Consider the following 24,944-nt stretch of genomic DNA (forward strand, 5'->3'; position numbering starts at 1 on the left):
GTCACCCGGCTACTCGGGTCACATACTTATGTATGCTCCTAGGGATTGGCGCCTTGCTACAATTCGAATAATTTAGAGAATTCAGGTTAATCAGGCTAACAAATAAGAATAAAACCCACTAAAAATGATCTGTTTTTGGTGGGTTTTTTTCATGAATTCAACCGCTAAATGTGCAAGCGAGGTAAGGAGAAGGAATGAATACTGTTCAATGAATCGAGTTGTATTCTTTTAATGACATAGTAAGGATAATTATGTTCCCGATAACGTCAACTCGCCCTGCAATGATACAAGCAGTTGCGACTCCATCGACTTCCGTAGCAGTCAATCACCCAGTTTTGACTGAGCTTAATGCAGTCAAAAACACGCCACAAACTAGCTCGGTTGTGGTAAATCCTAAAGTCTCATTGAATAAGCGCCCTAAATTAAAACTGAATATATCTCTTGTTCCCAAACAGTCTGAATTTGATAAATTGAAAGAAAAAACACAGTTATCGATAAATGAAAAAAACATTGAATATGACACTCAAGATAGAGGACAACGGTATCCGAATATTGGGAGTGCGAAGCAAACGCAGATATCGATTTTAAATAAAGCCTATCAACGAATTTTATTATCGGCAAATCGATTACAGATCAAAGGCGATAATCTTGCGATACGCTGCCAGTATCCTAAAAACGAAACTCAAGCGATTGAAAACCATTTGACCATGTTGATGGAAAATAAAGCGCCATTGCTGGTTGTGTTATCTTCAAAAAGTGAAATTAATACTTCGTTTGGAGCAGAACAGAGGCTACCTGCCTATTTTATGGGTTCAAAACAATATGGTGACATTGAAGTAACCTCATTGAGGTTGCGGGTAAATTATCGGGTAGATAAAAATGTCGATCAAAAAGATAAGATGCCGCTAATGTTTAGCCAATATAAATTGGAGATTAAAGGGCGGGGTCGAGCCCATAATTTGCCCGTTATTCATATTATTAATTGGGATGATGGAAAAACGATCACAACGAGCGAATTGAAAAAATTGAGTCGCATGGTGGATATACTGACCCATGGCAGTTTGATTAAATTAAAAAAATATCAGGGTGTAGATATTGAAGGGAGGAATAAACCTCTTCCAGTTATTCATTGTAAAGCAGGGATAGGGCGCACAGGTGTTTTAGCCGCGGCGATGCAATTAACAAAAAAAGATAATAGATTGACCGTGGATGACATTGTGGTTGGACTCAGGACATCAGGGAATATGGATATGGTACAGACAGAGGCTCAATACAATACTCTGGTTGATTTGCAGAAATACCTGAAATAATACTCTGAAGTGCTTTCTCAGATAGGAGGAGGTAAGCTGATATTTTTCAGCTTACCTAGGCTAACTATTCTTGAATTTGAATTTGTTCGCTTCCCATGGAAACAATTTTTCCTGCGACAATTTTGCAGCGTTTACGCGTTTCAACAACGCCATCAACTTGCACTAAGCCATCAGCAATCATTGCTTTTGCCATTGCGCCACTTTCAGCCCAACCTTCAATTTTTAATAGGTCGCATAGCTCAATGTGGGGATGACCATCAAGATGAAAAATATCCATTGTGACTCCAAATTACATTAAATATCGTGGTACTCTTCGCACGCCTGTAACGTGTTTTGGATCAGAGTTGCCACGGTCATAGGTCCAACACCGCCCGGTACTGGAGTGATCCATGCAGCGCGTTTTGATGCCTCATCAAAATCAACATCACCGGTCACCTTGCCATTTTCTAAGCGGTTAATACCCACATCAATAACAATAGCGCCTGGTTTGATCCACTCACCCGGAATAAAATTAGGTTTACCGACAGCGACAACGAGCAAATCTGCATTGCGGACATGCTGTTCGAGATCTTTAGTGAAGCGGTGGGTAACGGTGGTGGTACAGCCTGCTAATAATAATTCAAGGCTCATTGGACGACCAACAATATTTGATGCGCCAATGATAACGGCATTTAAACCGTAAGTATTAATATCATAACGCTCAAGTAGGGTCACAATCCCTCTTGGTGTGCATGGGCGTAAGCGAGGCGCTCGTTGACATAAACGACCTACGTTATATGGATGGAAGCCGTCTACGTCTTTGTCAGGGTGAATTCGCTCAATCACTTTAACGTTATCAATACCCGCTGGGAGTGGTAATTGAACTAAAATACCATCAATGTCAGTGTCTTGGTTTAAGTCATCGATAAGTTTGAGAAGCTCGGCTTCAGTGGTCGTGTCTGGTAAATCATAAGAGCGAGATAGAAAGCCAACTTCTTCGCAGGCACGTCGCTTGCTGCCAACGTAAATTTGAGACGCAGGGTTAGCGCCTACCAGAATCACGGCAAGACCCGGTGCTCGTTTACCATTGGCAATACGAGTTTGTACTTTTTGAGCAACTTCCTGTCTAATTGCTTGCGCAATCGTTTTCCCATCAATAATTTTTGCTAACATCTGTAACTTAATCCATATATGAGACGCGGGGGATGGCTCTATTTTGTCAGAACTTGTTCGTAATGTCAGGTCTATCTGTTATATAAAGTAACCATATCGTTATTTTAGTAGTGAAAACCCATTGACTCGGCGCTCAGCAACCGTATAATTCAACGCCATCAGCCAGATAGGCTGTCTGCGCACATAATGCGCCCTTAGCTCAGTTGGATAGAGCAACGGCCTTCTAAGCCGTAGGTCACAGGTTCGAATCCTGTAGGGCGTACCATTTCGAAGTCAATGGACATCAATCGATGTCTTTTTTTATGCCTGAAATTCAGTAAATTAGCTGATTTTAACCTTTCTTCGTTCAATTAACGTCTCCCTATTCAACTATAAGGTAATTCGCCCGTGTTACCTAAAATTGGCTATCGATATCTTTGTTCGATGACGAATACGGCAGTTTCTGCTTAAACTCAACCATATAATTTCTAACTGTTCATTTTGTTATTTAACACTTCATTAATTGGATTATATTTTATTGTTAAAGTGTCCTGTTTTTTAAATAAAGTAAGAATGTGAGTGCAGTAATAGTCTTTAATTAATTGATGTTTAATCATTTTAATGATTTTTTAGAATTTTTATCTGCAACAAGTGAATTAAAAAGTATTAATGGATGATAATTCCTTATTATTACTAATCCTATTTGATATGTTATCTATGAAATAAGATTTTATTTTTGAATTATATTCATAAAAAGATAAGTCGGAATTAGTCGCTCAATATTAATCATAATGACACTGCAATAAAATAAAGTTTATTTCTTGTTACATTTAAATTTAAAAGAGTAATGAAAATGAAAGAAAAAATCGAAGATTACACTGGACCTGCAGCAGGTTGGGGGGCAGTTAAAGCTGTCGCTGAAGCTATACGCGAGCAGATGGATGTTGTACCCGACATTATTACTATGTTTGAAATGAATAAGCCTCAAGGTTTTGACTGTCCTGGTTGTGCGTGGCCAGATCCTAAACATAGTGCATCATTTGATGTTTGTGAGAATGGTGCAAAAGCGATGGCATGGGAAGCCACAGCAAAGAGAACGACACTTGAGTTTTTTGCGAAACACACAGTGAGTGAACTGTTAACGTGGGATGATTACGACTTGGAAAATGAAGGTCGTCTAACTCATCCAATGAAATATAATGCGCAAACAGATTGCTATGAAAAAATTGAATGGAACGATGCTTTTGCTCAAATAGGTCAGCGGTTATCAAGTTACTCAGATCCTAATTCTGTTGAGTTTTATACTTCAGGTCGAACGTCAAATGAAGCGGCGTTTTTATATCAGCTTTTTGCCAGAGAATATGGAACTAACAATTTTCCAGATTGCTCAAATATGTGCCATGAGCCGACAAGTGTTGGTCTCGCAGCTTCAATAGGTGTGGGTAAAGGGACTGTATTACTTGAAGATTTTGACAAGGCTGATTTAGTGATTTGTATTGGGCACAACCCAGGGACTAATCATCCTCGTATGCTCAGTTCACTTCGTGAGGTATCAAAACGAGGTGCCAAAATTATCGCAATTAATCCTTTGAAAGAAAGAGGATTAGAACGATTTACTTATCCGCAAGATCCAATTGAAATGTTGACGCTAGAGTCCACACCTCTAGCGGGATATTACTATAAAGTTAGGATCGGTGGAGATACTGCATTAATTAAAGGTGTCATTCGCACTATTATTGAGTATCACGATGCGGCGGTAGCAAAAGGTCAAGCGCCTATATTAGATAATGAATTTATAAGTACCCATACCGTTGGTTTCGATAAACTTAAGCAAGATGTGTTGTCTACTTCTTGGGATGATATTTTATCTGTGAGTGGCATGACTCGCGATGAAATAGAGCAAATTGCTCAACTTTATATTGAAGCAAAAAACACCATTATTTGTTATGGCATGGGAATTACGCAGCATCAGCATGGCACTCAAAATATTCAGCAACTCATCAATCTTTTATTATTGAAAGGTAATATTGGTCGGGATGGTGCGGGAATTTGTCCATTAAGGGGGCATTCTAATGTGCAAGGCGACCGTACCGTCGGAATAACCGAAAAACCAAGCCAATCTTTTATCGATAAAATTGAGCAACGCTTTGGTTTTAAACCTCCTATCGCTTTTGGTCACGCTGCCGTGGCTAGCATGCAAGCAATCTCTGAAGGAAAAGTAAATGCATTGATCTGTATGGGGGGAAACCTTGCTGTTGCTATGCCGGATAAAGATGCGTGCTACAGTGGAATGAAAAAACTTGATATGGCTGTTCATATTGGAACCAAACTTAATCGGTCACATTTGTTGACGGCAAAGCATACATTTTTATTTCCGGTATTAGGTCGTACAGAAGTTGATATTCAAAAGTCAGGTCCACAAAGCATTACAGTTGAGGATTCTATGTCAATGGTACATGCTTCACATGGCAAACTAAAACCGGCTAGCCCATATTTAAAATCAGAATGTGCAATTGTTGCTGGTCTTGCCAAAGCAACAATCCCTAACTCAAAAGTCGAGTGGGATGATTTCATTGATGATTACGATAAAATTCGTGATGCAATGGAAGCCGTGTTACCAGGTTTTGAAGATTACAATAAAAGAATCCGAATTCCTGGCGGTTTTCATTTAACAAATGCAGCGGCTCAACGTAGGTGGTTAACGCAATCAGGTAAGGCAAACTTTATAACAACGGAAGGTGTTATTGAGGATCCGGAGTCTGCGACACATAGCGAACTAGTGTTGGCAACTATACGTAGCCATGACCAGTACAATACGACAATTTATGGAATGAATGACCGCTATCGTGGCGTTTTTGGTCAGAGAGACGTCATCTTTATCAGTGAAGCTCAGGCAAAAAAACAAAAATTATCTGCGGGTGATAGGGTCAATGTTATTGCCTTGGATAAACAGCAAAAGAGGACTAAACGTCGTTTAGATAATCTAAAAGTGGTTATCTATGATATGGCTGATCGTTGTGTTGCCACTTATTTTCCAGAAGCAAATAACTTGATAGCGCTCGATAACTTTGATCCTCAATGTGGTATTCCGGCGTATAAAAATATTCCAGTCATTTTAGAGAAGGCAAGTGTTGCATCCTAATGATTTTACATTTTAACCACCCCTATAGGGGGTGGTTTATTTTTCCCTCTAAAGGCACATCAACGATTTTGTCTAAATGATGTCGATTTCCCTTCTGCTAAGCCGAACATCTTTACTGCTTTTCTTATCCAGTCATCCTCTAATGTTAGCGACTAAATGCATATGGCATTGACGAGCCGGCTTTCCTAGGCGCTTTATAAATAATCTATTCAATATTACTTAGTATTTATGCTGAACAAATACATTACGATATCTAAACTATTTTTAATGTGTATCGTGAGTGATTAGCTTAACGATTTGAGGCAAATAAACGATTAAATAAAGATATGATAATTCATGAATACGCTCACTGATGTTTTTTAGGAAAGTTTAATTATTTAAGTTATAAAATGTTTAAAATTTAATTAAATCTTATGATGGAAAACTCGAATTAAAGGTAAGAAGCCCGTGGTAATAATTATTTACATATTTATTTTTCTGTTGCTAGGAATATTCCTATATTCAGCTATAATGAATTCAGTTTTATGTTTTTCTTCGAGATTATTTGGCTTTAGCTTCCAGAATTTGTGAAATATACCGATTTGTTTCTTTTAATGTGCTTATTTTATGTTTTTTTTTGTAATCCTATACCGATTATCTTTTTTTGATTGGTTTTTATTTTTAGCTACGCGAATTAATTGTGATACAAGAGATTCTTATTTTTAAATAGTTAGTATTCTTGTTTTTATATATTGGTTCTTATTGTAAATTATTGTTTCTATTTCACATGTTTCCCGTGTTATATGGGGCTTATTTTATTTAAACAAATATCTTTAATATTTTATTTCGATAATTTTGTTTTTTTATAACTATCTGATTTTGAATAGTTAAATATTTACTCATATTTGATTATTTATTGATTTAAATGAATTAAAAATCTTGATTGATAGCCTGCGTATATCAAATCCTACCTTTTCGATCGAAAAAAACAATTTTTAACCGCTCATCTAATTCTATAACTTAATAACAGCTGAAGAGTATTTGCCTTTATCGATAATATATAAAAATAATCAGCGAAATATGATCTGAGAGGTTTGAAATGCGAGAATCTGAACAGCTATCAAATAATATTGGCAGGATGTTAAAAGACTACCGTAGGCGTACAGGATTAACAGGAAGTGAATTGGCGAAACGTATTAATGTTAGCCAACAACAAATATCTCGTTATGAAAACGGCGTGAATAATATATCATTTGATAAGCTTATTATATTATTTAATGCACTTGAAATGAGTAGTCGAGATATCGATGTTTTTTTTGAGAAAATGAAGTATTTATTTGATTCTAGCGTCTATAAAAACTCGAAAATAGAGTGATAGCGTCTTAATCTTAAAAACAATTCAAATTTAATTAAATTACTCTTTGTAATTTAATTAAATTCGATCGTTTCAATTATGGTGTCATGAAGTCTGTATTTTTTTCTATCAAGATGTACTTAATAAATAAACATAAGGAAATATTATGAAAGTTAAATCACTAGCACTTGTTGTTATTTCAGCTTTATCTTTAGGTTCAGTTGCTGCAATGGCTGCAACCACAACCGTTAACGGCGGTCAGGTACACTTTAAAGGTGAGCTAGTGAATGCAGCGTGTGCTGTTGATGCTGGTTCTGTAGAGCAAACTGTTCGTCTGGGCCAAGTTCGTACTGCTAAATTAGCTAAATTAGGTGATACCAGTGGTTCTGTAGGTTTCAACATTCAATTAAACGACTGTGACACCACTGTTGCAACTTCTGCAAAAGTAGCATTTACCGGTGTTGCAGCGAATGCAGCTAACCCAACTGTTTTATCTGTTGCTTCTTCAGCTTCAGGTGCGGCAACTAACGTTGGTATCCAAATTTTAGATGGTCAAAGCGCACCTCTGGGTCTGGATGGCGCAACATTCAGCAGCCCTATCACGCTGAATGATGGTGCAAACGTACTACCATTCCAAGCACGTTACTTTGCACTGGGTGCAACAACTGCTGGTGTTGCTAACGCAGATGCAACCTTCGCAGTTCAATACGAGTAATCATTAAAAAGGATTAGGGATATCCCATTTGATAAGCCAAGGATGGCTTTTATTCACGAACCAAAAGGTGGAAGTTTATGAGAGAGCTGCTGGCAGTTTCACTCCTTCTGTTTTCTCCATTTTTGCAAGCTGGAAATAAATGGAAAGTCCAACTTCCTGGTGGCGGGATGCGCTTTCAAGGGGAGTTAATTGCGGAAGGCTGCACTGTTGAAACTTCAGACCGTAATTTAGTCGTGAATATGGGGCAAGTGCGCACTAATGCATTCAAGGCTCCAGGTCAAGATTCAGCACCGACTGCGTTTGATCTTCACCTCCGAGAGTGTAGCAATGCAGTTAGCGAGTATGTATCCATAACCTTCAACGGTGTGGCTAATGAAAGGAACCCAGATATTTTTTCCATCGGTGATGGACCTAACACCGCGAAAGGTGTGGGAGTAGCCATTTTTGATTCAAAAAATACCTTAATTCCGGTGAATAGTGCTCCACGTAAAGTGGCAAATCTGCGTGATGGGGATATGACATTGCATTTTGTTGCGAAGTATCGCTCGACAAGCGAGAACATCATGGGCGGAAAAGCGAATACACAAGCACTCTTCTCACTGACTTATGAATAAAAATATCGAAAAAGCCAGTGACATATTTATTTAATTTTTTAGTAAAAAAGGACAGATGTAAACATGAAAACCAGAAAAACATATAAGTTCATTACCGCCTTATTACTTTTACTCTGTTCGACCGTGTCCACTCAGGTTTATGCAGGTGTTGCATTAGGTGCAACGCGAGTGATTTATCCTGCGGATCAAAAGCAGGTTCAACTTGCCGTGACCAACAATGATGAAAAAGGCGTTTTTCTTATCCAGTCATGGGTCGAAAATGCCAATGGTCAAAAAGATAGCCAATTTGCAATTACACCGCCTCTTTTCACGATGAAAGGTGTTAAAGAAAATACACTGCGCATTATTGATGCGACCAATAACCAACTGCCGAAAGATAGAGAAACACTGTTTTGGCTGAATGTGAAAGCGATTCCAGCAATGGACAAAGCGAACATGAGCGAAAACACGTTACAGTTAGCGATTATTAGCCGCATTAAATTGTATTACCGTCCTACAGGTCTCTCTATTGCACCAGATAAAGTGGCTGAAGAATTACGTTTTAAGCGCCAAGGTAGCTCATTGATTGTGGTTAACCCAACGCCTTATTTTGCGACTGTCACCGATTTAAAAATCGGATCAGCGAAATTGGATAACGTACTTGTTCCGCCATTTGGTGATGCGTCAGTAAATGTTCCTTCCAATGGAAATGGTGCCATTAGCTACCAAACCATTAATGATTACGGCGCACTAACGCCGAAAATGACAGGAAAAATGCAGTAAAAACGTACGTTTTTATTTCTCGAAAATAATTAAACATCATTCCAAATTGGAAAATTTGCTGAGCAACATTGTTGAGCGGAGGGAGCATGTCACATCTGGCATCTGTAAAAGGGCAATTAATTTCAAAAAAAGGATCATTTTTGGGATGCAGATTCGAGCGCCGTTTTCCTTTGGTTCCGCTGGCATTCTTGATAGGTGCATGCCTTTATCCAACATGGGCGACGGCAGAGTTGTATTTTAACCCTCGTTTCTTAGCGGATGACCCTTCGGCAGTCGCAGATTTATCTGCATTTGAACAAGGGCAAGAAGTGCCTGAAGGTACTTACCGTGTCGATGTCTATCTTAATGACGGGTATTTACTGACGCGAGATGTGCGTTTTGTTCTGGATAAAAATGATAAACAATTATCCCCTTGTTTTACCCCTGATGAGCTGGCAAAAATGGGGATCAATACGCTATCGATTCCAGAATTAACAACAAAACCGAAAGATACCTGTGAACCATTATCATCCACCGTGAAGGATTCAACGGCGAGATTTGATGTCGGTTTGCAACGATTATATATCACTGTTCCACAACTGTTTATGAAAGACAAAGCACGAGGTTTTATTCCTCCGGAGCTTTGGGATTCAGGGATCACGGCAGGAATTTTAAACTATAGCCTGACGGGAAGCAGTGCTCGTAACCAAGACGGAAAGAACAGTAGCTATAACTATTTGAATCTACAAAGTGGTTTAAACTTTGGCGCATGGCGATTACGGGATAACTCCACATGGAGCCACAGCTCAGGCACAGCAAATAGTGAAACTCGCTGGGAACATATCAATACCTATCTTGAGCGTGGTATCAATGTGATTCGTTCCCGTCTAACGATTGGTGATAGCTACACGCCTGGCGAAATTTTCGATAGCGTTAACTTCCGTGGTATTCAACTCGCTTCGGACGACAATATGTTGCCCGAAAGCCAAAAAGGATTTGCGCCAGTGATCCGTGGGATCGCCCGTGGTACAGCGGATGTCTCCATTAAGCAAAATGGTTATGAGATCTATCGCAATACGTTTCCGCCTGGACCGTTTGTGATTAATGATCTCTATGCCGCAGGGAATAGCGGCGACTTACACGTGACGATCACTGAGGCTGATGGCTCGGTACAAAGCTATACCGTACCTTACGCTTCGGTGCCGTTATTACAACGTGAAGGGCATACCCAATATGCCGTGACCGTGGGGGATTACCGTTCAGGGAGTGGTAATCAGGAGAAACCAACCTTTTTACAAACCACACTGTTGCATGGTTTGTCCTATGGCTGGACGCTGTATGGTGGAACTCAGTTAGCCAATCGTTACCAGTCATTTAACGCAGGTATCGGGAAAAATATTGGTGTTTTTGGGGCATTGTCTATCGATATTACTCATGCGAATGCCAAGTTACCGGATGACAGTAACCATCAAGGTCAGTCAATCCGTTTCTTGTATAACAAGTCAATGAGTGAAACCGGAACGATTATCCAGTTAGCAGGTTATCGGTATTCAACGAAAGGGTATTACTCATTTGCTGATACCACGTATAAGCGCATGTCAGGGTACAATCTTGCGACTCAAGACGGGGTTATCTACGTTACACCTAAGTTCAGTGACTATTACAACTTGGCGTATAACAAGCGTGAAAAAATTCAGCTGACCTTAACGCAACAATTGGGTGAGCAATCCACCATGTATGTGACGGGAAGCCATGAGACGTATTGGAATACGAACAAGGCAGATAAACAGTTACAGGTTGGTATCAACACCCTAATTCAAGGTATTAGTTGGGGCCTAAGTTATAGCTTATCTAAAAACTCATGGCAGGAAGGTAACGACCAAATGTTGGCATTGAACGTGAATATTCCGTTTAGCCATTGGTTACGTTCAGATAGCCAATCAATTTGGCGTAATGCGAGTGCAAGTTATAACGTCTCACACGATCTAAAAGGACGAGTGAACAATACGGCAGGTATTTACGGCACATTGCTGGAAGATAATAACTTAAGTTATAGCGTTCAAGCAGGATATGCAGGGGGCGGCGATGGTAAGTCTTCGGGAACAGGGTATACCTCTTTGAACTATCGTGGAGCTTATGGAAATGCCAACGTCGGTTATAGCTATGCCGATAATATCCGCCAAGTTTATTACGGCGTAAGTGGCGGGATCTTAGCGCATGAAAACGGGCTGACATTGAGTCAACCGATGAACGATACTGTCGTGCTAGTTAAAGCGCCGGGCGCGGGACATGTCAAAGTTGAAAACCAGACGGGCGTTGAGACAGACTGGCGTGGTTATGCTGTATTGCCTTATGCCACCGAGTACCGTGAAAACCGTATTGCACTGAATACGAATACACTGGCGAATAACGTGGATCTTGATGATCCGGTCATGAATGTGGTGCCAACCCGTGGTGCTGTGGTTCGCGCTGATTTCCAACCTAAAGTTGGGATAAAAGTTCTCATGACGTTGATGAGACATGGAAAACCAGTACCGTTTGGTTCCGTCGTCTCTTCTGATGAAAGTGGTGGTGGCAGTATTGTGGCGGAAGATGGGCAAGTTTATTTAACGGGGTTACCGCTAACGGGTCGATTAATCGCACGTTGGGGGGAAGGGGCTGATGCTCAGTGTACGGTTAATTACACACTGCCAGAGGAAAGCCAATATGAAATCCTCAGTAAGTATCGTGCCGAGTGCCAATAAGGAGCCAATTGTGTTTGATAAATCGAAAGTATTTTTTAGCTCAATACTGACCTCTTTGCTCCTGTGCACCAGTGCCTTTGCGGCGGATAGCACCATTATTATTAAAGGTAATGTGAAGGATAATACCTGTGCGGTAGCACCTGGATCGCAAAATCAAGTGGTGGATTTACTGCTCAATGCGGTGAAACAGCTGCACTCCGTAGGGGAAGTGACGCCTACTGTGCCTTTTCGTATTGAACTGACGCCATGTGGTTCGGCGGTGACTGCGGTAAAAGTTGGGTTTGTTGGTATCGCTGATTTAAATAATAAAAGCTTACTTGCTATAGAACCGGGTAGCTCGAATGCAACAGGAGCTGGGATTCAAATTTTGGATAGTGCCAAGAATCCATTAGTCCTCAATGCGGACTCTAATAACATTGTATGGACGCCATTAGTCGCAGGAAAAGCCAATACACTCAATTTTAATGCACGTTTAATGGCGTCAAAATTGCCAGTCACTGCGGGACATATTCGAGCAACGGCAACGTTTACGCTCGAATTCCAGTAAATAAAGGATGCGATGATGACGTATAAATCAACGGTGACGACGGCACTACTATTGGGGTTGCTGTCTGCTTCAATCACTTCCACGCAAGCGGCTGATGTGACTGTAACTGTTAATGGCAGTGTCGTGGCAAAACCTTGCACGGTCTCAACATCGACTGCCAATGTGGAACTGGGCGATCTGTACACATTCAATTTGGTTTCCCCAGGTTCTGCATCTGAATGGCATTCGGTGTCATTAGATTTGGTCAATTGTCCGGTAGGAACATCGGTGGTAATGGCGACATTCAAAGGTGTTGCCGACACGGTGGGATACTACAAAAATCAGGGCACGGCAGGAAATATTCAGCTGCAACTTCAAGATACATCGGGCAATAATTTAAATAACGGTGCGCAAAAGCGCGTATCGGTGAGCGATGCAACGCTTTCAACTAGCTTTCCTTTACAGGTGAGGGCGATATCGGTGAAAGGTGGTGCGACACAAGGCACTATCCAAGCGGCGATTGATGTCACTTACACTTATCTGTGAGTCATTTTATGAATATAAAATATATGATTAGATTAATTTTTCTTAACTTATTTATCTATTTTGTCGGGGCTTCATCGGCATATGCGTTTACCTGTTATGACTCAACAGGGAACGTTTTAAGCTACACACAAAGCCCAGTGACCGCCAATGCGTATGTTAACTTGCAGCCAAGTGTTCAAGCTGGTCAAAACTTAGTGGTCGATTTGTCGAATTCAATATTTTGTAAGAACGATGACCCATCAGCGCGACGTGACCAAGTGAATATGATCCGTGGTTCCGCTTATGGTGGGGTATTAAATAACTTTCGAGGCTCATTACGATATTATGGCTCAAGCTATACGTTCCCTTTGACTAGCCCAACTCACCAGCAGGATTTTCAATCAGGCAATTACACTGCATGGAATACTCAATTATATTTAACCCCCATTTCTGCGGCGGGTGGTGTAGTGGTTAACCGAGGAACCCACTTTGCGACATTGGTGATGTATCAAGTTGGCTCCAACATAGTGGGAGGAGGGAACGTCAATACATCAACCTTTACATGGAATTTGTATGCTAACAATGATGTTGTCGTACCAATTGGTGGTTGTGATGTTTCTTCGCGTAATGTGGTCGTCAATTTACCGGAATATCCGGGAAGTGCTCAGCCGGTACCGTTATCTATCTATTGCGCTTCGAGCCAAAATATCTCCTATTATTTAACCGGTACAACGGATACGAGCAGCAATATTTTTGCTAATACACTGTCTGGCGCTAATGCTGCAAAAGGGGTAGGAATTCAAATGGTTCGCAATGGTAATGCTATCCCTGCAAACCAAAACGTGCAGTTAGGTCGAGTAGGAAGTTCAGCGGTGAACTTAGGGCTAAGCGCGCGATATTCTAGAACTCAAGGTCAGGTCACCGCAGGGAAAGTGCAGTCCGTGATTGGTGTGACGTTTATGTATGATTAGTGACTTAATCTAGAGAGACGAAAAGGCTCATGATGGAATATCGTGAGCCTTTTCATTATTATATTTGTTGATTAGGCGTCGTTAAGATGCTTTTTTTATGCTCGCAGGAAAACGATTCATTAAAAATGAATCTTAAATAATAAAATATAAATAAATTTCAATAGTTATTAACGATAATTATTAATGAATGAAAATAGTTTGCAAACGAGATTTATTATCAATATACTTTTTTTCGACCAGTTAAAAATACTCAATAAACTAATTCAAGCATCACTTCACCTCGGAGAAGATAGCAAAATGTTGAAAAAACTGTATTTTTTGCGTAATAAAACTCGTTTAGTTACGCTGGCCTCATCGCTTATTGTTACCTGCGCACTGCCTGCCATGGCAAAAGATTCCCTAACGTTATACACCACGCGTGAGCCGGGTTTGATCCAGCCACTTTTGGATGCCTTTACCAAAGAAACAGCTATTGACGTCAACACTGTCTATGTCAAAGACGGTATGTTAGAGCGCGTTAAAGCGGAAGGTAAAAATTCGCCAGCTGACTTATTAATGACGGTGGACGCTGGGAACCTTATCGATTTAGTTGAAGCAGGTGTGACTCAGCCTGTTGAATCAAAAACATTGACTGATGCAATTCCTGCCTCATTACGTGACAAAGATAACCAATGGTTTGGCTTATCGATGCGTGCTCGTGTGCTGTATGCAGAGAAAGATTTACCGCTAAAGAGCATCACCTATGAAGATTTAGCCGATCCAAAATGGAAAGACAAAATTTGTATCCGCGCAGGTCAGCATCCTTATAACACGGCGTTAGTGGCTGCAATGATTGCCCACGACGGCGAAGCAAAAACGGAAGCTTGGTTACGCGGTGTGAAAGCTAACTTAGCACGCAAAGCGACAGGCGGTGACCGCGATGTTGCGCGTGATATTCTTGGCGGTATCTGTGATGTCGGTTTAGCTAACTCTTATTATGTGGGTCACATGAAAAATGCCAAAGAGGGCACTGACGCACGTAAATGGGGGGATGCTATCAAAGTGGTTCAGCCTACCTTTACCAATGGTGGAACACACGTCAACATCACTGGTGCAGCAGTCGCGCGTAATGCTCCACATAAAGAGCAAGCCGTTAAACTGATGGAATACCTGGTTTCTGTTCCAGCTCAACAGCTGTATGCTCAAGCAAACTATGAATACCCAATTCGTAAAGGGGTGCCATTAGATGCCACCATCAATAACGCGATCGGTGAAATCAATGTGGATACTCTCCCACTGACCGAAATTGTGAAATACCGTAAACAAGCGAGCCAGTTGGTAGATAAAGTTGGATTCGATCAATAATACTGGCTCAACCTCTGCGCGCGGCACCTTCAGGTTGTCGCGCGTTGGTTTTTCGCCATTAACACTTTCTGTGGTGGTCATTACGCTTGGCGTTCTGACCCCTTTATTGTTTTTATTGGGTCTTGCAGCAAGCTCAGGGTTAGATCATTGGGAACACTTGATGCGTTATGTGTTACCCGATGCAACTTTGAATACGGTAGTTTTGTTGCTGGGTGTCGGCGCGATGGTCATGACCATTGGTGCCGGTTGTGCATGGCTGGTGACGGCATTTGATTTTCCCGGTCGTAAGTTGTTTAGCTGGGCTCTGCTGTTACCTCTTGCAATGCCAACCTATATTGTGGCGTTTGCATGGCTAGACCTGCTACACCCTATTGGACCTATTCAAGAGTTTATCCGTAGCGTATTAGGCTATGACTCTCCACGCCAATTCCGCCTTCCTGATCTCCGTTCGATGACGGGCGCCATTTTGCTGCTGGGTTTGGTGCTTTATCCGTATGTTTACCTGACCATGCGGGCGATGTTTATGAGCCAGCCCGCCCATTTATTGGAAGCGGCGCGAACGCTTGGGCTCAGTTCTACAGGGACCTTTTTTCGCGTGGCATTGCCCATGGCGCGCCCCGCGTTAGTAGTGGGAACGAGTCTTGCTTTGCTTGAAACGCTTAATGACATCGGTGCATCGGAATTTTTGGGTGTGAATACGCTCACCGTGACGGTGTACACCACGTGGGTGACTCGCTCAGATCTACCCGCTGCGGCGCAAATCGCCTGCTCGATGTTAACCGTGATTATCTTGTTGTTAGCATTAGAATATTACGGTCGAAAAAATCAGCGTTACAGTACTGGACGGCAAATGCGTGGGATCTTGCCATCACGATTGACGGGATGGCGAGCCATATTAGCTACGTGCGTCACCGCGCTACCCGTCGTATTAGGCTTTTTAGCGCCAGCTCTTTTCTTGGGATGGGAAAGTATTAAACGCATCAGTGACAGCATGACAATTTCAAGCAGCCTGTTGCAGTCATTACAAAATTCATTATTGCTGGCGGTGGGTGTCACCGTTGTTGTGACGTTGGTGAGTATTGTTGTGGCGTGGTATGCCAGAGCGAGCGCGATTTCTGGTTCGTCTCAAGAATGGCGTCGAACCTTAATGAAAGTTGCTTCGCTGGGCTATGCGGTGCCCGGGACCGTGTTGGCGATTGGCTTATTAACTCCGGGTATGGCGCTAGATAATTTTCTTGCGGAACTATTGGATTTTCGAGGATTACCGCTGTTATCTACGGGAATTTTATTGGTTATCTGCTGCTCAATTCGATTTATGGCAATTTCCATTGGTGCGATTGATGCGGGTTTAACCCGAATTCCGCCAAGTATGGAACAAGCCTCACGGCTGCTAGGGGAAAGCGAGCTGCGAACATTCTTTCGTGTGCACCTTCCGCTATTACGTCCGGCGCTTGTCACCAGTGCGCTATTGGTATTTGCGGATGCAATGAAAGAGCTGCCGACCACATTACTTTTACGCCCTGTGAATTTTGAAACATTGGCAACTTCATTGTATGCGGAAGCGGCTCGTGGCACTTATGAGGAAGGGGCAATTGCAGCATTATTGATCGTATTGGCGGGAACATTACCTGTGATTTTATTGGCGCGTAGCCAACTCACATCGTCTCAGTCAAAGCAGTCTTCTTAATAAAAATCATTATGTTAAGGAACGTATTCGGTGTCAGATTCAACCTTAGTTCTTGATAATGTGTATGTCTCTTACGGCAATAAACATCAACGTAACCATGTACTTAATGGTTTCTCTTTGCATATTGCAGCGGGTGAGATCGGTTGTTTATTAGGGGCTTCAGGGTGTGGTAAAACCACGGCGTTGCGTGCTATTGCTGGGTTTGAACCAGTTGAAAAAGGGACTATCCATGTGGGCGGACGATGTGTTGCGGGTCCACATATTCACTTACCCCCTGAACAGCGCAATGTCGGGATGGTCTTTCAAGATTACGCATTGTTTCCACATTTAACGGCGGCGCAGAATGTGGCGTTTGGCTTAAGAAAACAACCTAAAGATCAGCAGCAAGCTCGGGTCCAGCAGCTTTTAAATCTGGTGGAACTGAGTACACTCGCTGAGCGCTACCCGCATGAAATGTCTGGCGGGCAACAACAGCGTATCGCGTTAGCGAGAGCATTAGCCCCACAGCCGGCGGTATTGTTACTGGATGAACCGCTTTCTAGCCTTGACCCTGATAGCCGGAAACGTTTAGGACAAGAAGTCCGAGATATTTTACGTGCGGCAGGGCAAACGGCATTACTGGTGACTCATAGCGAAGATGAAGCTCAGCTGATGGCGAATAAAATTTGTTACTTAAAAGAAGGGCGATTGCTCGAAGAGTAACGAAGAATCCAATGCCGCGAAGGCGGCATTGGCGAATAAACTTATTTAAAACAGGTTTGTGCCCAGCGAGCTAGACCCGCAGTTACGGAACCAAAGTCATCTCCACGCACAATTGGGATATTTGGGAGTTGTTCTTGAATTGCCTGATGTAAGATAGGTGAACGAGCACTCCCCCCTGTGACAAAAATGGCATCGGGCTGTACACCGCCTTGTGTGACCGCTTCTTTCACTAATTCAATCATTTTGGTTTTTGGTGATTCAATCGCATCAATGAGTTGGTCACGCCCAATATTCACTTCGAGTAGCTCTTTCGACAGTGCAATTCTGGCTAAGTAATTCGGTTCATCGGATAAAGCAATCTTGGCTTCTTCTGCTTTACGTACAATGCTGTAACCTAACGTTTGATGATAAACCTCAAGTAAGCGTGCGAGTAGTGCGGGTTCTTGAGCCTCTTGCTGCAAGCGAATTAAAGCATTGAGGTTCGCTCGGGAATAAAACTCTTTTTGTGCTTCAACATTGTTAATCGCAATCGGGTTCCAAAATTGCAACAGTGGCATTTTGATCCCTGACTGATACTGGCTTTCCATACCAAATAGCTGCATTAGCTGTTTTAAGGCAATGAAAATATCCAGATCGTTTCCGCCAACCCGCTGACCGCTGTGCGCCAACAACGATTGGGTTCGGTCTTGGCTACCCTGATAACTCGGTCCCATCTGGATCAGTGAGCAGTCGGTGGTTCCCCCACCAATATCCACAACGAGTATGGTTTGGTCTTGAGTGAGAGTCGCTTCATATTCCAAACCCGCAGCAACAGGCTCAAATTGAAATGCAATATTTTTAAATCCAGCACGTTTGGCGGCTTTTAATAAGATAGTTTCTGCTTGCTGGTTGGCAAGCTCGCCACCACGACCATGGAAGTTGATCGGGCGACCAATCACGGTGTCAGTTATTGTTTGTTGAGTTGAGGCTTCAGCAGTGTGTTTAATATTTGCCATCATGGCACACACTAAATCTTCAAAGAAGCTGACCTGTGTTTCGTGTAAACCCGATGCCCCTAAAAAAGATTTTGGCGATTTAACATAGTAAACATCGCGGGGATCGCTAAGGTATAGGTCCAATGCAGCTTGCCCAAAGACAATATCTTCGGGTTCTAATTCAATGCCTTCATCTTGGTTAAACGCGATAGAGCGTCGTAGGATCTGCTGCCCTACAGAATCTGAAGGGGAGATATTCAAATGGCGAAATAAATGCTCTGAAACCGATTCTCTTGTCGGTGCGCACAGGGTCGATGGAATATAAAAGTGGCTACCTTCAAGGGGTAGCAATTGTGGGGTGCCATCTTTCATGATTGCGACGGAACAGTTGGACGTTCCGTAGTCAAAACCAATAAACATCTCGCCTCCAAAATTTAGGGTGCTTTAAAAAAAGTGGAAAACTTTATATCAACCTTGCAGGAAATGCTATTGGAACCGCATTTTATTTTTGGCGATAGAAGCGACTGCAAAGCTAACTTAGCGCAAAAATAAGGTTAATGAGATGAGATAAAATATTTGAACAGTAGAAACGGATATTTTTTAGGATGTAACATGAGCCAAGTGAATATTGAATTAATGTCCGAAATTACGTGCCCAAAATGCGGATTTTCTAAAGTAGAAGAAATGCCAACGGATGCTTGCCAATGGTTTTATGAATGTACTCACTGTGGCGTATTATTGAAGCCATTAGAGGGCGACTGCTGTGTTTTCTGTTCTTATGGCACGGTAAAATGTCCACCTATCCAAGAGGCGAATATGACAGGAAAACTTTCATGTTGCTACAAACAGGATAATGATAAGAATAATTAATTTCATCAGTAATAGATAATATTCAATTAAGTATAATTATCGACTTTGGCAATTTTTACGCCATAAATAATTAAATTCTTTGAGTGGAAACTCCATTTCGTCTCTGTCTAATAGCGGAATAGAAACTATATTTCTGCCGTCTTTATTCAGGTAGGTTTTTACCATAAAACGTTTATAGGTATAGCTGTTTTTTGCATCAAAAACGAGAACTTGACCACAAACATAGCCAAGCGTACCGTGATCTAATGTTTCCCTTACTATATGGTATTTAACATCTTTAAATTCGACTGTTTTAGGGAAGTTTAAAAGGTCTTCGACAGCCTTCTCTGACTTCTTAATTACATCTAAATCAGGTGTATAGTTAGTCATTACTCCTGCAAGAAACGATCCTCCTGCAATAAGAATAATCACTGAGATAGCAAGCATCTTATTCGTCATGATATTTTTTCTAAATTATAATATTTAAACTTATTATTATTTTTTATCAATCAAGGATGTAGAAAGATAATAAAGCTCAGTAAGCTTTATTTTTTATTCATTACTTTCCACTTTTTTCCATTAATTTAGCCATGTGAATGGCTTCAATAATTTGAGCACGATTGAGTCTAGGATTATTACTATCAAGTAAGTTTTGCCAGATACTAATCGCCGTTGTGTAGTTGGCATTGATAAAAGCATCTGAGGCTAATAACATCAATGCGGTCACTTCATTTTTATCTAGACTTAATGCTTTGTCTATCATTTTTTGTGTGTCATTTGTAACCACTTGCCCCGCTTGGTAATACATCACGGTCGCCATTGCTGCATAGAGTTGCGCATTTTCTCCCCGATATTTGAGTGCATAGCCATAAGCGGTTAAAGCATTATCATAGCTATTTTGGTAGAGGTAATACTCACCTAAAACGGCCCAAAGTTCACTGTTTTCAGGAGATTGGCGGATATCGTCTTGTAAGCGTATTAGCGCCTGACTCTCTTGTTCTAGAGGCGTAAATTGCTGAATAGGGTCATTTTGTCGTTGATACAGATCAAGCGTTGAGTTGAATCGTGGAAATAAAAAATATCCCGCTATCATAAAGAAGATTAACATGACAAGACCGACATTACTCATCCTATTCCAATAGGGATATTGGGATATTTTTTTATTATTTATGTCTGTTAATAACTGTGTATCAGAGTGAGTCTGATTGTATCCTGTTATAAATGTAGGAACAGTATTATTTGTCTTTTTGTTATTTTTTACTGCTTTCCACAGAATAAAAATAATAACTAAGCCAGCGAATAAAGGCAGTAACCATAATAAAAGCGTGCTGGATTTTAACGGTGGGTTATATAAAACAAAGTCACCATAGCGTTCAGTCATATAGTGTTTTATTTGTGATTCGTTTTTTCCTTCTGCAACCATTTTAAATACTTGATGACGCATACTGACGGCGGTTGGCGCATTAGATTCTAATAAGTTTTGATTTTGACATTGTGGGCAGCGTAATTGTGAGGCTATGTGTAAGGATTTTTCCTGTTCTTCGCTGGAGTTAAATGCCCATGTATCTACAATTTGTGCATGCACGCTCATTGAACTGAGCAAAAGGAGCAACGTGACTATGATTTTAAGCATGTTTACGCTCCCTAAACCAGCCTATCAGTACCCCAATACACATGATAAATCCACCACCCCAAATCCACTGAATTCCTTCTTGTACATAAAAGCGCATGGCATAGCGGTCATCACCGGTTTTTTCCCCCAGAACCACATACCAAGAACGTAACCAGCCCCAGCTAATCCCAGGCTCAATCATCAGTTGCTGGCGAGCCATATACAGCCGGCGTTCCGTTATAATATCAAAGCCACTTTTTGAATTTTGGCTGACATGGATAATGGCTTTTTCTGTGGTGTAGTTAGATTCGGCAGACAATTGTAATTCTTTAAATTGAAACTGATAACCACCGACAAAGATAGATTGCCCAACGGCAATATTTTGGCTGGTTTCTGTTTTTTGTGTGGCTGAAAGGGCGAGACCAATAGCGAACAGAATAACGCCAGTGTGTGAGACAATTGCGGGGAGTTTTTGATTCAAAATAAGAAGGAAGCGTTGACGTAATGTATGGTGGCCTTGGTGTGTGATATGGCGATATCCGAATGTCGATATCACGATAAGCACGAGCATGATTAAGCCAAAAGGCAGTAAAGCCTGATTAAAATAAGGCGCACCCACTGAAATTTTACCCAGTCCCAGTAGCCCATAAATCATTGGATACAGTGTGCCAGTGAGCACAATGCCTAAAACGGCAGTAAACACGATGAGCGTGAGTAATAAATAGATTTCTCGCGATGTTTTACGTTGGGTGTCACGAGGGGGAAATTTGGCTTTCCAGCCATAAATAAAAAGCGCCCCAAGGCTTAAGAAACTAAAGAGCAAAAACAGCGGAGCGGCACGCACATTATCGAGGGCAAAGGCGTGAACGGAGATTAAGATCCCTGAACGGACAATGAGCGTACCAAGCAGTGCCAAAATCAAGGTCATTATCGCCAGTAGCATACTCCAATGGCGATAGCGTCCCGTCCGTCGAGTGAGCGATAAACTATGCAAGAGTGCCGTGGCAGAAAGCCAAGGGAGTAAAGAGGCATTCTCAACAGGATCCCAAAACCACCATCCTCCCCAGCCTAATTCACTGTATGCCCACCATGAACCAAGGATGATACCGCTAGTGAGTATACACCAACTAGGAACAGCAAAGCGCCAGCACAGTTGAGCAATGGTCTGACTTGCGTCATCAGGTTGTTTCATTGGGGGGGCGATTAATGCGGCTAATACTAACGCGGCAACCAACATGAATCCGCTGTAACCAAGATAAAGTAGGGGAGGATGTAAAATTAGTCCCCAATGTTGCAACATGGGGTTGAGGTCGCGTCCTTCGATCGCAGGAGGAAATAAGCGTTCAAATGGATTGGAATAGAACACGACAAACAGCAATAAAGCGGTGCATATGGCGGCTGAAAGGCAGAGGGTTAAAGGAAAAAATGCACTGTTTTGGCGGCGGTAGCGCCATGCAAATAAGGTACTCCAACCTGAGAAAAATAGCACCCAAAGTAATAATGAGCCTTCGTGCCCACCCCAGACGGCAGCAATTTTGATCATCAGTGGCGATAAACTATGGCTATGCTGTGCTACATAAACAACAGAAAAATCACTGAGAACAAAGCTGGCAGTTAAACATAAAAATGCGACGAGCAAACAGGCGAACTGCAAAGAGATCCACAGCACGCCCTGAGACATTTGCCTTGGGACGTGCTGGAAAACGCCAATAAACCCCAGCAGGGTGTGATAACTGGTGATACACAGCGCCAGTAGCAAACTGATAAACCCGATTTCGGGGAGGAAAAGTTCCAAGTATCACCTTTATTTAGCTTGGTTATGCGACGGTCAATTGCCCTGCGTATAGCACAAAGAAACGCAGGAAAAATACGCCAATTAAGCTAGCGCCACTGACCACGAAAACCCGAAAGGCTTGGCTGCCTTTTTGTTGCCATTTCTTTAAGGCTAGAGGAATTATAAAGCCAATTCCCACAACACCCAGCCAGAACCACCACGTCCAAAAACCGCCACCTAACGCGGCGACTAATGAGCGTAGTTTACCGTCATCGCCTAATGCCAGCCCGACGAAGAATGCCGCTAGTAAAAATATTTCTAACCATACTACAAAACTTTCTACGCGATGCAAAAAGGCCGTTTCTGGGTTATGGATATTTTGACGGTAGCGCAGGGCGATAGCCAATAAGCTGACGGCAAGCCCCGACGAAATTCCCGAAAATAAGAAGAGTGCCGGTAGTATCGGGTTGTTTAAGAACGGATAGGATTTGAGTGCAGATAGCAAGAACCCGGTATAAGCACCCAATAAAACCGCCAAAACCAGCATAGCGATATCTAACCCGCGCATGACTCGGCTTAACCAACCTAAGACCCGAGGCAAAATGGTCAGTTTAGGTAGCCATTTTTGTTGTAATCCGATTAACTCTTGCTCATAAATTTTAGCGAGCCAAACGACGAGTACCGCCATGTAGACTTGGAATAGCATGACCCCCATAGACATTACGGAGGTTGGGCTGTAATGAAACATCAATTTCCAGAACGTCCATGGACGGGTTAGGTGAAAAATGAGGATCAATAAACCAAGAATAATGGTTGTTGGTGCTAAAACCAGCGTAGTACGCATGATTGTGCTCGTGCTGGTGGCTGAGTTAGGCACATATTGGCGCATCAAAACCGCCAGCACGACGAGGCCCGCAGAGATACCAATCAGAAAGAGGTAAACGGCGATTGGCCAGTCCCAAACTAAGGATTCAAAATGGAAAGCGGAAGCGGTTGTCATTGGCTTACCTCCCCGTATTTAAAGGGAACACGGTACATTTTCGGTTTAGTCCCTAGCGCAATTTTGAATCGATAAGTCGGTTTTTCATTGAGCATTAACGAAACCGCGCTGTTTGGGTCATCTAAATTGCCGAATACCAGTGCTTTGGTTGGGCACGCTTCCACACAAGCGGGCTGTTTTCCATTTTTGAGATTGGTTTTACGGCAAAAATCACACTTGTCGGCGGTTTTGCTAATAGGGTGAATAAATCTGACGCGATAAGGGCAGGCTGCGATACAGTATTGGCAGCCGACACAGAGGTCAGGGTTAACATCCACGATCCCCGTTGTTTTATCGATAAATGAGGCACCGGTTGGGCAAACATCGACACAAGGAGCGTGTTCACAGTGCTGGCAAGAGTGGCGGAAGAAACGATATTTGATATCGGGAAATTGACCGATTGGTTCACTGCGAATAATCGTCAATCGTGATACGCCTTCTGGAACTTGGTTGACTTCCCGACATGCATCCATGCAGGCAGTACAGCCGATACACAGTGTTTCATCGTGGATCATGCCATAACGCACCCCGTCAACCTTCATGGTATTGGCGAGGGAATGCCCCGCCACACCGCCTACCGCCGCCAGTGCGCCTGAATAGATTATGAATTGACGACGAGAACAACTCATGGCTGCTCCTTAAGGACATTGACCGCAGCGGGATTAAAGTTCGGGTTATCTCGCTGATCTGAATGGCAATCTACACAGATTTTGACCTTACCTTTATCGTTTAACTCTTTCATCATGTCTTGTTTTGGGTGCAAGTCATGGCAGCTAGCACAGGCGACTTTGGTAACGTGAACATCATGTGGCCAAAACGCTTTTTGCAGCTGTTCCGGTAGGTGGCAAGATAAACAAACGCTATTTTGCTGTTCCACGCTGTACATTGGCTCATTAAACCGCATGACATCCTTGACGCCTTCACGGTGGTTAGGACCTGGTTTGCCATGGCAATTGGTACAGGTAACCGGCAAATTATTATTCGGGTTGATGACCTCGGCATGTGTGCCATGCATGCCTTCTTTATCAGGTTTATGGCAATCTAGGCAGGCATTATCTGGGTTACGCTGTTGCGTGACCTGCCAGCGACCATCCTTGCTGGCTTCTTCAGCCATTTGTGGTGTTGCAGACGCTGATATTGCCCATAACAAGCCTGACGCCAGCACCCCAGCAGTTAATAACGAACGTAGTACGCCCATATTCACTCCATTG

The 24,944-nt window shown here is 42.3% G+C and carries 23 protein-coding genes and 1 tRNA gene; 15 read left to right on the forward strand and 9 right to left on the reverse strand.

Annotated elements, in window-relative coordinates; all coding sequences use genetic code 11:
* Positions 1–251 precede the first annotated feature (251 nt).
* Positions 252–1,310, forward strand: coding sequence for a protein-tyrosine phosphatase family protein (locus PROVALCAL_RS17470; RefSeq protein WP_039862359.1), 1,059 nt, complete (start codon positions 252–254; stop codon positions 1,308–1,310).
* Positions 1,311–1,374: 64 nt separating this feature from the next.
* Here PROVALCAL_RS17470 and ybcJ read toward each other — a convergent pair whose 3' ends face one another.
* Entirely contained in the window at positions 1,375–1,587 is a 213-nt protein-coding gene (gene ybcJ / locus PROVALCAL_RS17475; protein WP_006660670.1) for a ribosome-associated protein YbcJ, read from the reverse strand.
* A gap of 17 nt (positions 1,588–1,604) precedes the next feature.
* Complete coding sequence (gene folD / locus PROVALCAL_RS17480; protein ID WP_006660671.1) at positions 1,605–2,462, reverse strand: bifunctional methylenetetrahydrofolate dehydrogenase/methenyltetrahydrofolate cyclohydrolase FolD; 858 nt, start codon at positions 2,460–2,462, stop codon at positions 1,605–1,607.
* Positions 2,463–2,650: 188 nt separating this feature from the next.
* Between folD and PROVALCAL_RS17485 the strand changes: the two genes are divergently transcribed.
* The 13 genes from PROVALCAL_RS17485 to PROVALCAL_RS17545 all read left to right on the forward strand — a co-directional run bounded on the left by PROVALCAL_RS17485 (position 2,651) and on the right by PROVALCAL_RS17545 (position 17,485).
* Positions 2,651–2,727 (forward strand) — tRNA-Arg (locus tag PROVALCAL_RS17485).
* A 567-nt stretch (positions 2,728–3,294) separates the two neighbouring features.
* The gene (locus tag PROVALCAL_RS17490; protein WP_006661099.1) at positions 3,295–5,583 is read left to right on the forward strand and encodes an FdhF/YdeP family oxidoreductase; all 2,289 of its coding nucleotides are present in this window, start codon (positions 3,295–3,297) and stop codon (positions 5,581–5,583) included.
* Positions 5,584–6,661: 1,078 nt separating this feature from the next.
* Complete coding sequence (locus PROVALCAL_RS17495; RefSeq protein WP_006660674.1) at positions 6,662–6,937, forward strand: helix-turn-helix domain-containing protein; 276 nt, start codon at positions 6,662–6,664, stop codon at positions 6,935–6,937.
* Positions 6,938–7,082: 145 nt separating this feature from the next.
* Positions 7,083–7,631, forward strand: coding sequence for a type 1 fimbrial major subunit FimA (gene fimA / locus PROVALCAL_RS17500; protein WP_006660675.1), 549 nt, complete (start codon positions 7,083–7,085; stop codon positions 7,629–7,631).
* A gap of 77 nt (positions 7,632–7,708) precedes the next feature.
* The gene (locus tag PROVALCAL_RS17505) at positions 7,709–8,245 is read left to right on the forward strand and encodes a fimbrial protein (protein ID WP_006660676.1); all 537 of its coding nucleotides are present in this window, start codon (positions 7,709–7,711) and stop codon (positions 8,243–8,245) included.
* A gap of 63 nt (positions 8,246–8,308) precedes the next feature.
* A complete protein-coding gene (locus PROVALCAL_RS17510; RefSeq protein ID WP_006660677.1) occupies positions 8,309–9,007 on the forward strand; it encodes a fimbria/pilus periplasmic chaperone in 699 nt (232 codons plus the stop codon).
* Between the two features lie 86 nt (positions 9,008–9,093).
* A complete protein-coding gene (locus tag PROVALCAL_RS17515) occupies positions 9,094–11,730 on the forward strand; it encodes a fimbrial biogenesis usher protein (RefSeq protein WP_006660678.1) in 2,637 nt (878 codons plus the stop codon).
* A complete protein-coding gene (fimF, locus tag PROVALCAL_RS17520; RefSeq protein ID WP_226890306.1) occupies positions 11,693–12,277 on the forward strand; it encodes a type 1 fimbrial adaptor subunit FimF in 585 nt (194 codons plus the stop codon). The genes PROVALCAL_RS17515 and fimF overlap by 38 nt, the downstream gene beginning before the upstream one ends.
* 15 nt (positions 12,278–12,292) lie before the next feature.
* Positions 12,293–12,802, forward strand: coding sequence for a type 1 fimbrial minor subunit FimG (gene fimG, locus PROVALCAL_RS17525; protein ID WP_006661103.1), 510 nt, complete (start codon positions 12,293–12,295; stop codon positions 12,800–12,802).
* A 23-nt stretch (positions 12,803–12,825) separates the two neighbouring features.
* Positions 12,826–13,752 carry a fimbrial protein gene (locus PROVALCAL_RS17530; RefSeq protein WP_392397800.1) on the forward strand — a complete coding sequence of 309 codons (927 nt, stop codon included), beginning with the start codon at positions 12,826–12,828 and terminating at the stop codon, positions 13,750–13,752.
* A 297-nt stretch (positions 13,753–14,049) separates the two neighbouring features.
* Complete coding sequence (locus PROVALCAL_RS17535) at positions 14,050–15,096, forward strand: Fe(3+) ABC transporter substrate-binding protein (protein ID WP_036961787.1); 1,047 nt, start codon at positions 14,050–14,052, stop codon at positions 15,094–15,096.
* On the forward strand, positions 15,080–16,783 hold the full coding sequence (locus PROVALCAL_RS17540; RefSeq protein ID WP_036961708.1) for an ABC transporter permease: 1,704 nt from the start codon (positions 15,080–15,082) through the stop codon (positions 16,781–16,783). The genes PROVALCAL_RS17535 and PROVALCAL_RS17540 overlap by 17 nt, the downstream gene beginning before the upstream one ends.
* A 30-nt stretch (positions 16,784–16,813) precedes the next feature.
* Positions 16,814–17,485, forward strand: coding sequence for an ABC transporter ATP-binding protein (locus PROVALCAL_RS17545; RefSeq protein WP_006660684.1), 672 nt, complete (start codon positions 16,814–16,816; stop codon positions 17,483–17,485).
* Between the two features lie 41 nt (positions 17,486–17,526).
* Here the strand turns inward: PROVALCAL_RS17545 and yegD are convergent, their stop codons facing one another.
* The gene (yegD, locus tag PROVALCAL_RS17550; RefSeq protein WP_006660685.1) at positions 17,527–18,879 is read right to left on the reverse strand and encodes a molecular chaperone; all 1,353 of its coding nucleotides are present in this window, start codon (positions 18,877–18,879) and stop codon (positions 17,527–17,529) included.
* Between the two features lie 192 nt (positions 18,880–19,071).
* Here yegD and PROVALCAL_RS19415 point away from each other — a divergent pair, with 192 nt between their 5' ends.
* Complete coding sequence (locus tag PROVALCAL_RS19415; RefSeq protein WP_006660686.1) at positions 19,072–19,329, forward strand: GDCCVxC domain-containing (seleno)protein; 258 nt, start codon at positions 19,072–19,074, stop codon at positions 19,327–19,329.
* Positions 19,330–19,365: 36 nt separating this feature from the next.
* On the opposite strand, the gene PROVALCAL_RS17555 is transcribed toward PROVALCAL_RS19415, so the two are convergent.
* From PROVALCAL_RS17555 to nrfB, 6 genes are all read right to left on the reverse strand, one after another.
* Positions 19,366–19,767 (reverse strand): hypothetical protein, encoded by a 402-nt coding sequence (locus PROVALCAL_RS17555; RefSeq protein ID WP_006660687.1) that lies wholly within the window; start codon positions 19,765–19,767, stop codon positions 19,366–19,368.
* A gap of 100 nt (positions 19,768–19,867) precedes the next feature.
* Positions 19,868–20,941: a heme lyase NrfEFG subunit NrfF gene (gene nrfF / locus PROVALCAL_RS17560; RefSeq protein WP_006660688.1), complete on the reverse strand. Its 1,074-nt coding sequence runs from the start codon at positions 20,939–20,941 to the stop codon at positions 19,868–19,870.
* Positions 20,934–22,715 (reverse strand): heme lyase CcmF/NrfE family subunit, encoded by a 1,782-nt coding sequence (locus tag PROVALCAL_RS17565; protein WP_039862364.1) that lies wholly within the window; start codon positions 22,713–22,715, stop codon positions 20,934–20,936. The genes nrfF and PROVALCAL_RS17565 overlap by 8 nt, the downstream gene beginning before the upstream one ends.
* A gap of 22 nt (positions 22,716–22,737) precedes the next feature.
* Complete coding sequence (nrfD, locus tag PROVALCAL_RS17570) at positions 22,738–23,694, reverse strand: cytochrome c nitrite reductase subunit NrfD (protein WP_006660690.1); 957 nt, start codon at positions 23,692–23,694, stop codon at positions 22,738–22,740.
* Positions 23,691–24,362, reverse strand: a complete 672-nt coding sequence (gene nrfC, locus PROVALCAL_RS17575) for a cytochrome c nitrite reductase Fe-S protein (RefSeq protein ID WP_006660691.1) — start codon at positions 24,360–24,362, stop codon at positions 23,691–23,693. The genes nrfD and nrfC overlap by 4 nt, the downstream gene beginning before the upstream one ends.
* Positions 24,359–24,931, reverse strand: coding sequence for a cytochrome c nitrite reductase pentaheme subunit (gene nrfB / locus PROVALCAL_RS17580; RefSeq protein WP_006660692.1), 573 nt, complete (start codon positions 24,929–24,931; stop codon positions 24,359–24,361). The genes nrfC and nrfB overlap by 4 nt, the downstream gene beginning before the upstream one ends.
* Positions 24,932–24,944: the final 13 nt, after the last annotated feature.

It is taken from the genome of Providencia alcalifaciens DSM 30120 (assembly GCF_000173415.1).
GTDB classification, from domain to species: Bacteria; Pseudomonadota; Gammaproteobacteria; order Enterobacterales; family Enterobacteriaceae; genus Providencia; species Providencia alcalifaciens.

Excerpts from the sequence above, each read along its gene's own strand:
- PROVALCAL_RS17470 (WP_039862359.1), top strand. The coding sequence starts at position 252 with ATGTTCCCGATAACGTCAACTCGCCCTGCAATGATACAAGCAGTTGCG.
- ybcJ (WP_006660670.1), bottom strand. The coding sequence starts at position 1,587 with ATGGATATTTTTCATCTTGATGGTCATCCCCACATTGAGCTATGCGAC.
- folD (WP_006660671.1), bottom strand. The coding sequence starts at position 2,462 with ATGTTAGCAAAAATTATTGATGGGAAAACGATTGCGCAAGCAATTAGA.
- PROVALCAL_RS17490 (WP_006661099.1), top strand. The coding sequence starts at position 3,295 with ATGAAAGAAAAAATCGAAGATTACACTGGACCTGCAGCAGGTTGGGGG.
- PROVALCAL_RS17495 (WP_006660674.1), top strand. The coding sequence starts at position 6,662 with ATGCGAGAATCTGAACAGCTATCAAATAATATTGGCAGGATGTTAAAA.
- fimA (WP_006660675.1), top strand. The coding sequence starts at position 7,083 with ATGAAAGTTAAATCACTAGCACTTGTTGTTATTTCAGCTTTATCTTTA.
- PROVALCAL_RS17505 (WP_006660676.1), top strand. The coding sequence starts at position 7,709 with ATGAGAGAGCTGCTGGCAGTTTCACTCCTTCTGTTTTCTCCATTTTTG.
- PROVALCAL_RS17510 (WP_006660677.1), top strand. The coding sequence starts at position 8,309 with ATGAAAACCAGAAAAACATATAAGTTCATTACCGCCTTATTACTTTTA.
- PROVALCAL_RS17515 (WP_006660678.1), top strand. The coding sequence starts at position 9,094 with ATGTCACATCTGGCATCTGTAAAAGGGCAATTAATTTCAAAAAAAGGA.
- fimF (WP_226890306.1), top strand. The coding sequence starts at position 11,693 with ATGAAATCCTCAGTAAGTATCGTGCCGAGTGCCAATAAGGAGCCAATT.
- fimG (WP_006661103.1), top strand. The coding sequence starts at position 12,293 with ATGACGTATAAATCAACGGTGACGACGGCACTACTATTGGGGTTGCTG.
- PROVALCAL_RS17530 (WP_392397800.1), top strand. The coding sequence starts at position 12,826 with ATGATTAGATTAATTTTTCTTAACTTATTTATCTATTTTGTCGGGGCT.
- PROVALCAL_RS17535 (WP_036961787.1), top strand. The coding sequence starts at position 14,050 with ATGTTGAAAAAACTGTATTTTTTGCGTAATAAAACTCGTTTAGTTACG.
- yegD (WP_006660685.1), bottom strand. The coding sequence starts at position 18,879 with ATGTTTATTGGTTTTGACTACGGAACGTCCAACTGTTCCGTCGCAATC.
- PROVALCAL_RS19415 (WP_006660686.1), top strand. The coding sequence starts at position 19,072 with ATGAGCCAAGTGAATATTGAATTAATGTCCGAAATTACGTGCCCAAAA.
- PROVALCAL_RS17555 (WP_006660687.1), bottom strand. The coding sequence starts at position 19,767 with ATGACGAATAAGATGCTTGCTATCTCAGTGATTATTCTTATTGCAGGA.
- nrfF (WP_006660688.1), bottom strand. The coding sequence starts at position 20,941 with ATGCTTAAAATCATAGTCACGTTGCTCCTTTTGCTCAGTTCAATGAGC.
- nrfD (WP_006660690.1), bottom strand. The coding sequence starts at position 23,694 with ATGACAACCGCTTCCGCTTTCCATTTTGAATCCTTAGTTTGGGACTGG.
- nrfC (WP_006660691.1), bottom strand. The coding sequence starts at position 24,362 with ATGAGTTGTTCTCGTCGTCAATTCATAATCTATTCAGGCGCACTGGCG.
- nrfB (WP_006660692.1), bottom strand. The coding sequence starts at position 24,931 with ATGGGCGTACTACGTTCGTTATTAACTGCTGGGGTGCTGGCGTCAGGC.